This window comes from Flavobacterium rhamnosiphilum (assembly GCF_004349195.1).
GTDB lineage: Bacteria > Bacteroidota > Bacteroidia > Flavobacteriales > Flavobacteriaceae > Flavobacterium > Flavobacterium rhamnosiphilum.
In genome coordinates this window covers 254,007-269,413 of the sequence record NZ_SMLG01000001.1, presented here as the reverse complement: position 1 = coordinate 269,413, position 15,407 = coordinate 254,007, and the positions used below count along the sequence as shown (strand labels likewise).

At 34.3% G+C, this 15,407-nt stretch carries 13 protein-coding genes; 12 read left to right on the top strand and 1 reads right to left on the bottom strand.

All coding sequences use genetic code 11. The features are described 5' to 3' along the window. The first annotated feature begins 267 nt into the window (after positions 1–267). From E0I26_RS01100 to E0I26_RS01045, 12 genes are all read left to right on the top strand, one after another. Positions 268–1,371, top strand: a complete 1,104-nt coding sequence (locus tag E0I26_RS01100) for an AAA family ATPase (protein WP_131914658.1) — start codon at positions 268–270, stop codon at positions 1,369–1,371. Further along, entirely contained in the window at positions 1,340–1,993 is a 654-nt protein-coding gene (locus E0I26_RS01095; RefSeq protein WP_235831694.1) for an NUMOD1 domain-containing DNA-binding protein, read from the top strand. Before E0I26_RS01100 ends, E0I26_RS01095 begins: the two co-directional genes overlap by 32 nt. Before the next feature lie 300 nt (positions 1,994–2,293). Beyond that, positions 2,294–3,865 carry a type I restriction-modification system subunit M gene (locus tag E0I26_RS01090; RefSeq protein WP_131914657.1) on the top strand — a complete coding sequence of 524 codons (1,572 nt, stop codon included), beginning with the start codon at positions 2,294–2,296 and terminating at the stop codon, positions 3,863–3,865. A gap of 3 nt (positions 3,866–3,868) precedes the next feature. Beyond that, on the top strand, positions 3,869–5,044 hold the full coding sequence (locus E0I26_RS01085; protein ID WP_131914656.1) for a restriction endonuclease subunit S: 1,176 nt from the start codon (positions 3,869–3,871) through the stop codon (positions 5,042–5,044). Positions 5,045–5,047: 3 nt separating this feature from the next. After that, positions 5,048–5,716 (top strand): DUF3800 domain-containing protein, encoded by a 669-nt coding sequence (locus E0I26_RS01080; RefSeq protein WP_131914655.1) that lies wholly within the window; start codon positions 5,048–5,050, stop codon positions 5,714–5,716. A gap of 2 nt (positions 5,717–5,718) precedes the next feature. After that, positions 5,719–6,225 (top strand): hypothetical protein, encoded by a 507-nt coding sequence (locus tag E0I26_RS01075; RefSeq protein WP_131914654.1) that lies wholly within the window; start codon positions 5,719–5,721, stop codon positions 6,223–6,225. A 221-nt stretch (positions 6,226–6,446) separates the two neighbouring features. Then, the gene (locus E0I26_RS01070; RefSeq protein WP_131914653.1) at positions 6,447–9,308 is read left to right on the top strand and encodes a type I restriction endonuclease subunit R; all 2,862 of its coding nucleotides are present in this window, start codon (positions 6,447–6,449) and stop codon (positions 9,306–9,308) included. A 201-nt stretch (positions 9,309–9,509) separates the two neighbouring features. Next, positions 9,510–10,082 (top strand): hypothetical protein, encoded by a 573-nt coding sequence (locus E0I26_RS01065; RefSeq protein ID WP_131914652.1) that lies wholly within the window; start codon positions 9,510–9,512, stop codon positions 10,080–10,082. 3 nt (positions 10,083–10,085) lie between these two features. Further along, complete coding sequence (locus E0I26_RS01060; protein WP_131914651.1) at positions 10,086–10,583, top strand: helix-turn-helix domain-containing protein; 498 nt, start codon at positions 10,086–10,088, stop codon at positions 10,581–10,583. After that, positions 10,583–11,011: a hypothetical protein gene (locus E0I26_RS01055; protein ID WP_131914650.1), complete on the top strand. Its 429-nt coding sequence runs from the start codon at positions 10,583–10,585 to the stop codon at positions 11,009–11,011. Before E0I26_RS01060 ends, E0I26_RS01055 begins: the two co-directional genes overlap by 1 nt. A 627-nt stretch (positions 11,012–11,638) precedes the next feature. Then, positions 11,639–12,763 (top strand): PQQ-dependent sugar dehydrogenase, encoded by a 1,125-nt coding sequence (locus tag E0I26_RS01050; RefSeq protein WP_131914649.1) that lies wholly within the window; start codon positions 11,639–11,641, stop codon positions 12,761–12,763. A gap of 3 nt (positions 12,764–12,766) precedes the next feature. After that, positions 12,767–13,210 (top strand): c-type cytochrome, encoded by a 444-nt coding sequence (locus E0I26_RS01045; protein ID WP_131914648.1) that lies wholly within the window; start codon positions 12,767–12,769, stop codon positions 13,208–13,210. A gap of 22 nt (positions 13,211–13,232) precedes the next feature. On the opposite strand, the gene E0I26_RS01040 is transcribed toward E0I26_RS01045, so the two are convergent. Further along, positions 13,233–15,311: a TonB-dependent receptor family protein gene (locus tag E0I26_RS01040; RefSeq protein ID WP_131914647.1), complete on the bottom strand. Its 2,079-nt coding sequence runs from the start codon at positions 15,309–15,311 to the stop codon at positions 13,233–13,235. Between the last annotated feature and the right edge of the window lie 96 nt (positions 15,312–15,407).

Genomic DNA, 15,407 nt, shown 5'->3' with positions numbered 1-15,407 from the left:
TTTCCTTTCCCATATACCCCATACTAGCGCCAATTTTATACTGCAGCTATACTACACCCCTTTTTTAACCCCTTTTTTTAATCGAATCTTTGCATATCTCTACTGAAAAACAGTAGGATTTACAAATTAAAATGATAAAAAAATGAGGTAGTTTAATTAATAAAAGCGACATAATAAGTACGATAGTTTTATATGTCCACGCAGAGTAGTCAGACTAGTCCGACTAGTCCGACTAAATAAATTATAAACGTAAAAAAGAATGTGAATATGAATGTGAATATGAAAAATGAAAATTCATTAAATACAGTACCGAAATTAGTAGTTAAAGCAATCGATTTAATTAAAAGATTCGAAAATGATCCAGAGCCAATAGAATTATGGAATGGAGTAATAGAAGGCTCAAAAGGATTGTTTGTAGGGGTCAGTAAAACAGGGAAGACAACTTTCGGAGAGAATCTAGCAATTTCACTCGCCGTGGGAAGCCCTTCCTTTTATGGTAAAGAAATTAAGGGTGGACCAAAAAAAATACTCTTTATAAATTTGGAAGAAAGCCCAAGAATGAGGTCTTTAAGGCTTAAAAAACAGATATCTAGATTAAACCCTCAAGAAATGGTGTTGTTTAGTGAAAATTTTTTAACACCCCAAAAAGATTTCATTGAATCTGTTAACTCCGATAAAGACTGGGAAAAAATGAGAGATTGTATAGAAGAATCCGGTGCGGAAATAATTTTCATTGATAGTCTTACCCATTTGTTTCAAGGACAAATTGAAGCTAGTGAGGCGTGTAGGAAATTTATTGAAAAATTCAGAAAATATGTGACAAGTTCCCTTAAAACTATAATTGTAATACATCATAATACTAAAGGAAACGATAGACCTATCGAACAGGATAGCATTGCAGGAAGCAGAGTAATTCTTCAAGAGTTTGAGTATGCACTAGGCTTTGCTAATATCCCTAATAGTAAGGACAAGTATTCTTGTATGCTTTTTAATAAATATGTTGAAGTCGATAGCTCGTTGGCGACAATTTACAAGATCGATAAGGATAGATGGATTGAGGGTTTTGGCGAGGTAGAAAAAAGTGTTTTATACGACATTAAAGTTAAAATTGATTACAGGGAAGACTCGACAAACAAAGATTTAATATACAACTATATTCAAAGTCAGAGTAGTCTGGGTAGTCAGACTATACCGACTGGCGACTTAATGAAAACATTTGTACTGAATGACCCAAAAACGATGGCTAAAGACACACTTTTCAGATCTTTAGAGAAATTGAGGAATGATGGCAAAATCGAAAATCAAGGAATGGGTAAATATCAACTAAAAATGAAAAAGGATGATGCAGAAGAAGAAACACCTAGTTTATAAAGTAACTAACCAAGAAACAGGAAAAGCTTACATAGGAGTAACAACAAGGACAATGGAAGAGCGTAAGGCAGACCATATTAAAAAAGCCAGTAAGGGTATGGGAAGTTATTTCCAATCAGCTATAGCTACTTTTGGTCCTGCTGCTTTCCAGTTCGAGCAGATCGACACTGCAACTTCCTCTAATGAGCTAGCTGAAAAAGAAAAAAAATACATTCTACAGTACGATAGCAAAGAGAATGGTTATAATTCAGACAGTGGTGGGGGATTCAAGAAGACTGTTTACCAGTTCGATTTAGACGGAAATTTAGTAGCTTCTTTCGATGGTTTAAAAGAAATTGAATCAACACTTGGACATGATAAAAGACGAATCTCAAACGCTTCTATAACAGCCACTGTTTGGAGAGGAAGCTATTGGTCGTATTCCCAAAACAGCACCTTTAAACCCTCCATTGATAGCAGAAAAAAGAAGGTTTCTCAGTACTCTTTAGATGGTAATTTATTAGCCCAATATATTTCAGTTGCGGAGGCAAGTAAGATATCAGGAATAAGTAAAACCTGTATATCAAGGTGTTGTCGTAATGTACGAGAACAAAGTGGTGGATTTATCTGGAATTACTCATAAATATTGAATTCAAAGACAGTGTAACAGCTGTCTTTTTTCATTTTAAACCAAATCTGTATAATGAATATGGCGATACTAAACCACTTGAAAGCAAAACCACTACTCTTTTCCCTACCTTCTCAATAATTTATACTAACAACCAATTTGTCAATATCAATTGTGTTATTCGTGACGCTATCGGTAAGATAATGGAATGTGTGGCTTATAAATCAATAAAAATCCTACTCTTATACGGATTTCCTCAATAGTACTAATTAATTTTTCAATACTTTAGCGGATAAAATAATAGAGCCTTATAGAATGTCAGAAGACCAGAAAAAACAGTTAGAACAACAACTTTGGAATATTGCCAATACCCTTCGTGGGAAAATGAATGCAGATGAATTCAGGGATTACATATTAGGATTTATTTTCTTTAAGTATCTCGCTGAGAAAATGGAGCTTTACGCCAATTCTATTCTGGAACAAGACGGATTAAAATTCAGAACTATTGACGATACCACTCCCGAAGGAAAGGAATACATAGAAGCCATTAGAGAAGAATCATTAGACAAATTAGGCTACTTCCTGAAACCTAATGAACTCTTTAGCGAAATTGCCAAACGAGGAAATAGCGATGTGGAAGGCGTGAGCAGTTTTATTATAGAAGACCTGCAAAAAATCCTGATTAATATCCAACAAAGTACGATGGGTACGGAGAGTGAAGATGATTTTGACAATCTCTTCGAGGATATGGATTTGAATAGTACTAAACTAGGTAAGACACCTGAAGCGAGAAATGACATTATCTCAAAAGTCCTTTTTCATTTAGACCAAATTGACTTTAAACTCGAAAACACAGAATTAGATGTATTGGGTGATGCCTACGAATACCTCATTGGACAGTTTGCCAGTGGAGCAGGTAAAAAAGCAGGTGAATTCTATACGCCACAAGAAGTCAGTAAAATATTAGCTAAGATTGTAACCACGGGAAAAAGCAAACTAAAATCTGTTTATGATCCTACCTGTGGCTCTGGTTCATTGTTATTACGTGTTGCCAAAGAAGTAAGTGAAGTGTCTAACTTTTACGGACAGGAAATGAACCGTACCACCTATAACTTGGCTCGAATGAACATGATTTTGCACGATGTGCATTACCGCAAATTCGACATTAAACAGGAAGACACTTTAGAACACCCACAACATTTAGAGAAACAATTTGAAGCTATTGTGGCTAATCCTCCTTTCTCTGCTAATTGGAGCGCAAATCCTTTGTTTACGAGTGATGACCGCTTTAGCCAGTACGGTAAGTTAGCACCAAGTAGTAAGGCTGACTTTGCTTTTGTACAACATATGATTCACCATTTGGCTGAAAACGGGACTATGGCATTGGTATTGCCACACGGAGCTTTGTTTCGTGGTGGAGCAGAACAACACATTCGTAAATACTTGATTGAAGACCGCAATTATTTGGATGCCGTGATAGGTTTACCTGCCAATATTTTTTATGGCACGAGCATCCCTACTTGCATTATGGTATATAAAAAATGCCGTGAAAACCCCGAAGAAGTTTTGTTTATTGATGCCAGCCAACATTTTGAAAAAGCTACAAATCAAAGCGTCTTGAGAGAGGAACACATTGATAAAATAATTTCAACATACCGCAATCGTTTAGAAGAACCCAAATACAGTAAGCAAATTGCCTTAAAAGAGATAGCAGACAATGATTATAATTTAAATATACCTCGATACATTGATACTTTTGAAGCCGAAGACAGTATTGACATAAACATAATAACTAGTGAAATTAAAACTTTGGAAATGCGTATTAAGAAAATTGACAAAACCATTGAAGAGTTTTGCAAGGAATTAAATATTTCTACACCTTTTTAAATTATGGAAAAACAAAATAAAATACCTGTTTTGCGTTTTCCTGAATTTAAAGGAGAATGGGAAATTCAGAAGTTTGGAAACTTAACAAATCGTATTTCATATCCTGTCAAAGTTGAGCAAGGAGAACTATACCAACAAATTGGAATTAGATCACACGGTAAAGGGATATTTCATAAAGAATCTATTGAGGGAAAAGGACTTGGTAATAAACGAGTGTTTTGGGTCAAAGAAAAAGCATTAATAGTAAATATTGTTTTTGCTTGGGAACAAGCAGTAGCGAAAACAACTTCGAAAGAAGTTGGAAAGATTGCATCTCATCGGTTCCCAATGTATCAACCAATTGAGAATAAATCAAACCTTGATTATTTATTGTATTTCTTTTTAACTAAAAAGGGAAAGTCATTATTAGAACTTGCCTCGCCAGGTGGAGCTGGTAGAAATAAAACTCTCGGACAAAAAGAATTTGAAAACCTTAAATTTCTTATCCCATCAGGCTTAGAACAAGGGAAAATTTCTTCATTTATCTCAACTGTAAATGAAAAACTAAAAGCCTTGAAGGAAAAGAAAAGCCTTTTGGAGCAATACAAAAAGGGCGTGATGCAACAAATATTCTCGCAGGAATTACGGTTTAAAGACCATAATGGGAAGAATTTTTCGGATTGGAAGGAGAAGAAGTTAGGGAAAGTTTGCGATGTCAAAAAAGGAAAGCAATTGAATAAAGAACAACTTACTAAAACTGGCGAATATCCTTGTATAAATGGCGGGATTAACCTTTCCGGATATACAGATAAGTTCAATTCGTTAGAAAATACAATAACTATTAGTGAAGGCGGAAATTCTTGTGGTTATATTAATTTCTTTAAAGTAAAATTTTGGAGTGGCGGTCATAATTATTCAATTGAAATAAATAATCCCGAAGAAACTGATAATGATTTTTTATTCCAATTATTAAAGCACAATGAAGCTGAAATAATGAAATTAAGAGTTGGTTCAGGATTACCAAATATTCAAAAAAAAGATTTGGTTTCTTTCTCGTTAGTATTCCCAATGTCAAAAGAAGAACAAACCAAAATTGCTACTTTTCTAACAGCCATTGATGATAAAGTCAATCAATGTCAGGGACAGATAACGAATATTGAGGTTTGGAAAAGAGGATTGTTACAACAATTATTTGTTTAAATTATGAACAAAACATTCAACATCTATTGTGACGAAAGTTGTCACATCGAAAACGACCATAAAAAGTATATGTTTTTAGGCTCTACTAGTGTTGCCTATAATCAGGTCAAATTACATACTGAAAAAATTAAAGAGATAAAAAAGAAGCACCATTTTTATGCTGAAATAAAATGGTCTAATGTTTCCAAATCAAAAATACGTTTCTATCTGGAATTGGTTGATTATTTTTTTGCAACAGACTTACAATTTAGAACCGTAGGTATTGAAAAAGCAAAAATTAATAATGATGCTTTCAAACAATCCTACGATGACTTTTATTATAAAATGTACTATTATCTTTTGAACCACAACATTAACAGTTTGTACAATTACAATGTCTATTTAGACATTAAAGACACATTGAGTGCATACAAAGTGAATAAACTAAAAGATGTTTTAAATACCAAATTTGGTGTTTTTAGAAACGTACAAAACATACGTTCCCATGAAAGTATTATTATGCAAGTGACCGATTTTATGATGGGTGCGATATCCTATCTTCACAACGAAGAGGATAAAAAAAATATTGCTAAAATTCAGATAATTGACAAAATAAAACACCACTGCAATGATGCGTTAATGAAGACCAATTATTCAAATAAATTAAATTTATTTTTCATTGAATTAAGATAGTTATGCCATTAAATTTACTAAAAAGATACAATGACCTTCTTGATTTGGCTTCGCTTAATGAGTCACAAAGGCTAGATTCACTAAAAAGAGTGTTTGGTGAAGCTTTCGTAAACAGACAACCGATACACTTTAACAACAAGATAGTAATTCCTTGTCCAAAAGATGGTGTGATTGGAATGGATACGTTGTTTAGACATCTAACAACTGTAATTACTGATAGAGCTACAAATAAACGAGAATTTGAAATGAGTAGGTCAAAAAGACTTCATTGGGTTCGTTTCCATATTGATTGCAAAAAGAAAGACAACATGATGTTTTTTTCAGTGAAAGAGCCAGAAGGATTGAGAACTTATTTGTACGATGTTGATGAAAAATATGTTATCGTATTTGAACCTAAGTTAGACCAAAATGTTTATTTTCTGCTTACTGCTTACTATCTAGAAGGGAAAGATGCACAAAGAGATAAAATTGTAAAAAAATACAAAAGGAAATTAGACGAAGTATTATAAAAGCAAAAAACGCAGAGCATCTAGGCTTGCGTTTCTCGATTTCCTTTTCTCGAGTGAGAAATGAACTCGGTGCAAATATAAGAAATCTTTTCCTTACTTATCAACAATTAATAATAGTTATTAACAAATTTAACAAAATTTTTACTGTTTGTATAATCTTAGAGATTAATTGATTAAGGGATAAATAAAGAGTAAATCATCAAGTATATTTTCAATAAATAATGGCAAAACAACCTGAACAAATTCTGGAAGAACAATTAGTAACCCAATTGCAAAATATGGGGTATGGTTTAGTAACTATTGTTGACGAAAAAGACCTGCTTACCAATCTGAAAGTACAACTAGAGAAGCATAACAAGAAAGAGTTTACTGCCAAAGAGTTTGATCGTGTGCTTAATATTTTAAACAAAGGATCTGTTTTTGAAAAAGCAAAAACACTACGAGAAAGACAACACATCGTGAAAGATAATGGAGAAGATTTATACTTTGAATTTATCAATACAGAACATTGGTGTCAAAACCAATTTCAGGTTACACACCAAGTATCCATCGATGGCGTTTATAAAAACAGATACGATGTAACCCTACTTATCAATGGATTGCCATTGGTACAAATAGAACTCAAACGCCGTGGACTGGAACTCAAAGAAGCGTTCAACCAAATCAATCGCTACCAACGCCATTCCTTTGGAGCCAATTCAGCCTTATTCCAGTACGTTCAGATTTTTGTAATCAGTAATGGTGTAAACACAAAATACTACGCTAACAACCGCAATCAGTCGTTCAAACAAACCTTCTACTGGACGGATGTAGCCAACAATCGCCTGACTAATATATTGAATGGTTTTACTACGGACTTTTTAGATCCGTGCCATATCTCTAAAATGATATGCAAATACATTGTGTTGAGTGAAGCCTACAAAATACTAATGGTGCTTCGCCCCTACCAATACTATGCGGTAGAAGCATTGGTTGAGACGGTAAAGAACACCAATAAAAATGCCTATATCTGGCATACTACTGGTTCCGGAAAAACCTTGACTTCGTTTAAAGCCAGTCAGATTTTAATGAATTTACCACAAGTCAAAAAAGTGGTTTTTGTGGTAGACAGAAAAGATTTGGATTACCAAACTACCAAAGAATTCAATAGTTTCAGCAAAGGAAGCATCGACGGAACAGACAATACCAAAGCATTGGTAAATCAGTTCTCGGATGATACTAAACTCATTGTAACCACCATTCAAAAACTAAATACCGCCATTAGTAAAAAGCAGTATTTGAGTAAAATGGATAAACTAAAAGACGAACGAATTGTATTCATTTTTGACGAATGCCACCGTTCTCAGTTTGGGGAAACACATACTCGTATAAAATCTTTTTTCAATAATATTCAATTATTTGGCTTTACCGGTACGCCCATTTTTGCTGATAATGCGGTAAAGAATGAATTAGGGAAGCGTACCACCAAAGAGTTATTTGGCGAATGTTTGCACAAATATGTGATTACAGATGCCATTAAAGACGAGAACGTTTTAAAGTTCTCAGTAGAATATGTGGGTCGTTACAAACAAAAAGACGACAGCAAAACTAACATAGATATTGAAGTAGAAGACATTGATACTAAAGAATTAATGGAATCTCCTTTGCGTTTGAACAAAATTGCTGATTACATTATTGACAATCATAATCGTAAAACCCACAGCAGGGAATTCACCGCAATGTTTTGTGTGAGTAGCGTGGAAACCCTGATTAAATATTATGAAATCCTTCAAGCCAAAAAAGAAGAAGGAAAACACAATTTAAAAATTGCAACTATTTTCAGTTATGCTACCAATGAAGATGATAAAGACGCTAATGGTTTCATCCCTGAAGAATTAGATATAGCAGCAGAACCAACTGAAAAGTACGGTTTAAACTCGCATTCCAGAGAAAAGCTAGATGCGTTTATTGTGGATTACAATACCATGTTTGGCACTAAATTCTCTACCAAAGACAGCGTTTTATTCTATAATTACTACAATGATATTTCTAAAAATGTAAAAAACAAAAAGATTGATATTCTCCTAGTAGTCAATATGTTTTTAACTGGTTTTGATAGTCCAAACCTGAATACGATGTATGTGGATAAGAACTTGAAACATCACGGATTGATACAAGCCTATTCCAGAACAAATAGAATCCTGAACGAACAGAAATCACAGGGAAACATTATAGTGTTCCGTAACCTCAAAAAAGCAACTGATGATGCTATCGCACTCTTTTCTAATAAAGATGCAATAGACGTGATTATAATGCAACCTTACGAGGATTACGTACAACAATTTGGTGAGGCTGTCAATGAACTACTAAAAATTGTTCCAACGGTAAACAGCGTAAATGATTTACAAAGTGAAAAGGAGGAATTAGAATTCATCAAAGCGTTCCGGGAACTAATGCGTATCAAAAACGTACTGACTACTTTTTCAGATTTCAATGGTGAAGATTTGGATATGGACGAGCAACTTTTTGAAGATTATAAAAGCAAGTATCTCGATTTATACGATAAAGTAAAGAATGACCATAGTAAAGAAAAAGTTTCCATACTGGAAGACGTAGATTTTGAATTGGAATTAATACACCGTGACGAAATCAACGTTACTTATATTCTAAAACTATTGGCAAGCTTAAAAAATGCCGACCCAAAAGAGAAATCCAAGAAGCAAAAAGAAATCATTGATTTACTGACAGGAGAAGCAAACCTGAGAAGCAAACGCGAACTGATAGAACGTTTCATACTAGAAAATCTTCCTGCAATAGAAGACACAGAAGACCTACCAGACCAATTTGAAAAATACTGGAATGAAGAACAAATAAAAGCCTTCAAGCTACTGGTACAGGAAGAAAACTTGTCAGAAGAAAAAACAGAACAGCTAATAGAAAATTACCTCTTTGCCGAACGCGAACCTTTAAGAGATGAACTCTTGGACTTAATAGAAGGTGAAAAGCCTAAAGTTTTGGAACGTAAGAAAACAGGAGATAGAATCTTGAGTAAGATTGTTGGATTTGTAGAAACTTTTGTGAATGGGTTTGCGAAGGTGGGGTAAGCAGATATAGATAATTATCTATATTAGAAATGAAGGCAAAGACTATGCTGAGAAAGACACATAACTCATTGTTTGTAAGTAATTTATCATCAATACAAATTATAATTGAGAAAATAGCAGGACTTTATGTTGATAACTTAGCTACTATTGTATCGAAAAATCATATAATTTTACTAAAAAATAAACCTATAAGTTGATTTAATGAAAATAGTTCCTATATTTGTCCAAGAAAATAAGCGCGAGGGATTATTTTCTATTCACTTAAAAGGTGAGCTCGAAGATGAAGTAACCAAGTGTATTGAACAATGGTTATTGAATCCTCAATATTTATACGATTTTTTCACTTTACATCAAGACGATTTAAATAGTGGTTATTATGGAAAAACAATCAGCATACAACAAGCAATTAATTACACCCGGAAAGAAGCCGAATATTTATTTGACCAACTCGAAAGTTTGGCAATTTCAGGAACAAATATCGGTGGTGACAACCTGTCGATAGTATTCCAACCTTTACGCAACCTAGACTACACGCAAAAAGAACTTCAACAAGTCAAAGCCAAAACACAAATTCAAAAAAAATGGTTGCGCATGTATGCAATTAAAATTGGACCAAACACATTTATTGTTACTGGCGGAGCAATAAAATTAGTTGGGACTATGGACGAAAGAACTCATTTACTCAAAGAAAAACAAAAATTAGACGACATTAAATATTATCTGAAAGAAGAAGGAATTCTGGATCAAGATGATTTTGAAGTGTATGAAATTTAACATATGGAACTAAACGAAAGATTAGACAAGTTTGAAAAATTAGTAAGCGACAAGCCTTCTAATTTTCTTTCAAAGTTGGCCTACTATAAAGCCAACAAAAAATGGATAGATCAATCTTCAAAAGTTGCGATTAGTGTTCTAGAAGCATTAAACCAAAAAGGATTATCTCAAAAAGACCTAGCCAAAAAAATGAATGTTTCAGCACAACAGGTGAACAAAATTATCAAGGGCAAACAAAATTTAACTTTTGAGACTGTGGGTAAACTTGAAACTGCTTTAGAAATTTCATTAATGGAAATTATTGATTATAAACCCGTAACAGAAATTAAAACTAATTCAACTCAAATTAAACCAGTTGAAAAAACACTAACTAATGAATTAGTTAAAAACGTTCTTGAAAATTTCCGTTTTCCAGATAATTTTAAACAAAAAGAAGGTGCTCAAATGGACGTTGTTTACAATAAACTTACTCAAACAATCAATTACCCAAAAGCAGGATAATGGCAGAAAATAATGTTAATATCAATTTTAATTTGCTTAAAATAAAAACAGATCAGTTTGCATTGTTTGAAGAAAATCATGTCGAAAACGGCAAGATAAATCTAAATACAAGCATGTCATTTGGTTTGAATTTAGAGGACAAAGCGTTTTCAATTAGTATAAAATTTACTTTTGAAATAAAGAAAAAGCCATTTATGACAACACAGGTAAGCTGTTTTTTTCAGATAGAAAATACTACTTGGGAAAGTCTAAAAGTAAATGACAAAATAATCCTCCCTAAAGGTTTTGTCGCTCACATGGCAATGATAACTGTAGGTACATCGAGAGGAATTTTACATTCAAAAACAGAAGGAACTATCTTCAACAAATATATTCTACCAACTTTAAACGTTGCGGAAATGGTTCCTGAAGATGTAGTTTTCGATTAAAATAAAAAAATATAGCAATCATTAAATTAATAAAAAAGGCATCCAATTCGGAAACATAAAAAAGTAAAAGAACGTGAAGTCTTGATTTTACTGCTAGTCACACTCCTTGGTTCGAGCCCAAGAGAGGGAGCTTTTTAAAAAGACTTTACAGCAATGTAAGGTCTTTTTTGTTTTAAATCTGTAGTGAAATAAACACTTCCCATAGTTCTATTAAAAATGGAGGTTTTGTCATTTGACACCTTTGACCCATTTTTTGATAAAAAAAGGCAACCTATTCGGTACCCATATAAATCCTCAAGGTTCCCATTTTTAAAACTGAATTATTACACCAATTGTTTAACCCAAAATCAATTGGAAACATTCGAAACCCACATCAAAAAAGATTTTTCTTCCGATGAAATGAAAAAGTGGGTTCCTGACAACCAAAATTTAAATACTTTTTCGGAAGAAATCAAAAAAAACGCTTGCTCAGGAATAAATGTTCACTAAAAACACCTAGAACACAGTGTCTAAATTACCCTATTCTATTAATTTTTAGCAAGTTTAAAAAAACACTTTCCTTTTTAACTCCTCTTTTACTATCTTTAAAAAAGATTTCAATCCAAACGGAACCCAAAAACGAAACTCATGAAAAAAACAACACTAGTCTCTCTTTTGATTCTTTCATTCCTTTCTTTCAGTTGCGAGTCACAAGTAAAACCAAACGAGGTTGCTATTAAAGACAAAGTAAAGAACTATACGCTCGAAACCGTAGTTTCAGATATTGCTATTCCATGGGGAATGACTTGGTTGCCTGACGGCACAATGTTGGTAACAGAAAAAAGCGGTATTCTGTATCATATCAAAAATGGTATAAAAACCGAAATCAAAAATGTTGCCAAAGTATATTCAAGAGGACAAGGAGGATTGTTAGACATCGTTCTACATCCTGATTATGCTAAAAATGGCTGGATCTATATGACGTACGCTTCCGATGAAGGTGAGGGTGCCGGCGGCAACACTAAACTCATTCGAGCAAAATTATTGGACGGAAGTCTCACACAAATCGAATCGCTTTATAAAGCAACACCCAACACCACAAAAGGACAACATTTTGGTTCCCGAATTGTATTTGACAACGACGGCTATTTGTATTTCTCCGTGGGAGAGCGCGGCGATCATTTCGTAAATCCGCAAGACATCAAACGCGATGGCGGAAAAATATACCGATTGAATGATGACGGAAGCATTCCTAAAGACAATCCTTTTACAGGTCAGGCCGGAGCGAAAGAAGCCATTTACACCTACGGGAATCGCAATCCGCAAGGAATGGCAAAAAACCCGGTAACAGGAGCGATTTGGGCACATGAACACGGCCCCCAAGGTGGAGATGAAATCAACATCATAAAAAAAGGAGCCAATTACGGATGGCCAGTGGTTACCTATGGTATCGATTATGACGGAACAACCATTAGTAAAGAAAACGAAAAACCAGGGATTGAAAAACCTATTTACTATTGGCTGCCTTCTATCGCTCCAAGCGGAATGACTTTTGTTACCAGTGACAAATATCCGGACTGGAAAGGACATTTGCTGGTTGGATCCTTAAAATTTCAATATCTTGAATTGGTAAAGCTGAAAGGCAATGAAGTTATCGGCAGACAAAAAATTGCAACTGACATTGGCCGTGTGCGTAATGTGGTACAAGGTCCGGACGGCTATATCTATATGGGCGTTGAAGGAAAAGGAATCATCAAAATCATACCTAATTAATCGATGCTGACAACGAAATTATTTTTGGGATTTGGAGTATTTGTTTTGGGAAGCTTCTCATTCGAAAACCCATTTTCCCCAGAAAACTATATTGAATTGAATACCGAAACCGCTGTTGTTTCAAAATTTCAGTCACCCGGAAAAGAAATATATGCTGATTTTTGTATGCAATGTCATGGTGCAAATGGCAAAGGAGACACTAAGAACTTTCCGCCTCTTGACGGCTCTGACTGGTTAAAAAGTAAGAGAAATCAAAGTATCGCTGCCGTAAAATTTGGACAAAGTGGCGAAATTGTTGTCAATAAAATCAAGTACAATAGCAGCATGCCGGCGATGGGACTTTCTGATCAGGAAGTCGCGGATGTGATGAACTATGTCATGACTTCTTGGGGCAATAAACAAACCAAAATTATTACCGAGAAAGAAGTAGCAGCCATTAAAAAATAAAATTAGGATTTAGGATTCTTATCTAAAAAACATAGGATACCGAAAAACCTCCATAAAAATTTACGGGATTTCCCGGATAAAAATAGCGTGGAGCGGCTGTACCAAAACCTACGGCGTTAGGCAAAATGTTAGCTGCATATTTGGTGTCCAATGCATTATTAATTCCGGCATTCAACTCTGTTTTTAGGATTTTAAGGATCGTAAAAACATACGTCGTTTTAATATCAAGCAACGAATACCGTTCACTGTATTTTGTATTGGAATCATTTAATGGAATTTTACCCATCGTTCGGAAAGACGTGTCCACACTAAATCCATTTTTTGTGTTTAAATCTACTCCAAAATTAAATTGTTTTTCGGGAACGCCCGTAAGTTGGTTTCCCGAATAATTCGCATCACCGTCTAAAAATTCTTTGAATTTAAAATTATTCACTGCTCCTGAAAAATAAGGCGTAATTTGGAGTTTGGTCAGTTCCAAAAGTTTATAATTAACCAAGAATTCCAACCCCGCATGCGAACTGCTGCCTGCATTAATCCCTACAAATTGATCATTGGCGGTGCGTCGTGCCACCAATAAATTTTTAATTTGTGTGGTATAAAAAGTCACTTCGGTGTATACTTTATTTTTAAGCCAATTTCCTTTGAAACCCAATTCATAATTCCAACCAATTTCTGGTTTTAAATCGGTGTTTATTTGACCTTCGGGAGTCAATGTTTCAGCAACTGAAGGAACCGAAAATCCTTTGCTGACCGACGTAAATATGTTTTTCCCTTTGCTTACTTTATACGATAAACCAACTCTTGGCGACCAAACATTTCCAAAAGTAAATGGCATCTTTTGACCTCCAGAATTATTTTCGAAAACATCTTCTAACGAATATTTTGTTGTGTTTGATGCCACGCCGGTTTCCAGATGCAGTTTTTCTGAAATCCAAAGTTCCATTTGTAAAAAATAATTAATATAATTCCGATTTTGTTTGATGGCGCTGAATTCGTCGCCTTTTATGCTTCCTTGACCCGGTTGCGATTGATATTCGTTTTCAAATAATGAATATTGATATTTTTCGGTTAATAATTCGGTGCCAAAACTCAGTTCAAATGGCAGAGAAAACAATCGATCTTTATAATTTACATTGGAACGAAAACCTGCAGCACTTGTTTTTTCATCCAAAATATCAAACGGCCTGGGTTCGTACGTCTCTTTAAAATTAGAAAAAACACTGGTTTGTATGGACCATTTCTCAGAAAATTGATACTCATATCCCAATCCAAGCATGAATTTATCATACGACTCAAAACCTTGTGCCGCAGCCCAAGTAGCGGCTGCTTTTTCAGGATTATTTTTTAAATCAGTCTCATTGATAGAACTTGGAATAAAAGCTTTCAATCGGGTGAAAGTTCCCAAAAATGACAAACTGCCGTTTGAAGTGATTTTTTGTTTGCCATGTAAATTAAATGATTTTCTGTTATAAGAACTGTTAGCTCTAAATCCGTCGCTTTCTAAATCCGTATAACTTGTGTATACATTTGTTTTAGAATCGCTGTATCCTGCCGATAGACGCTGCTGCAACAACCCAAAACTTCCAAAAGTGATCGTTGATTTTCCAAACGATTCCAACAAAGGTGTTTCTCTTGAAAAAAGCTGAATTACACCGCCCAAACCAGAACCAAAACTTGTAGAATTTGGCCCTTTTATAATTTCTATTTTTTCGATTGATGCCAAATCAATATCGTCAATCGTAGTTTCGCCTTCACCGGAACTCAATGGAATCCCATCAAAATACGCTTTTATTTTGTTAGTTCCATATTGAGATCGGGCGCCAATGCCACGAATAGTAATCCTGTTGGTATTCAAAGCGCCTTGTTGCATCGTAACGCCGGGGATTTTGTTGAAAACCGGAGTCAATATAATTCCATCACTTTTATTGATGTCAGCTGTAGTAATCAATGAAACGGAAGAAGCAGTGTTTTGAAGTACATTCTTGATAGGTGAACCCTTCAATGTAATTTCTGAAAGTGTAATTGTATCTTTTTTTATTTGTCCAAAAACAACAGTGGCACTAAATAAAAAAAGAAGAAAAGAAAGGGATTTTTTGAACAATTGTTTGGTATTTAGGTGAGTAAAAACTTTTATAAAGTTAGCTATTTCTTTTTATTTTCCAAAAGCTATTCTGAAATTGTGATAAAAGCAAACTGC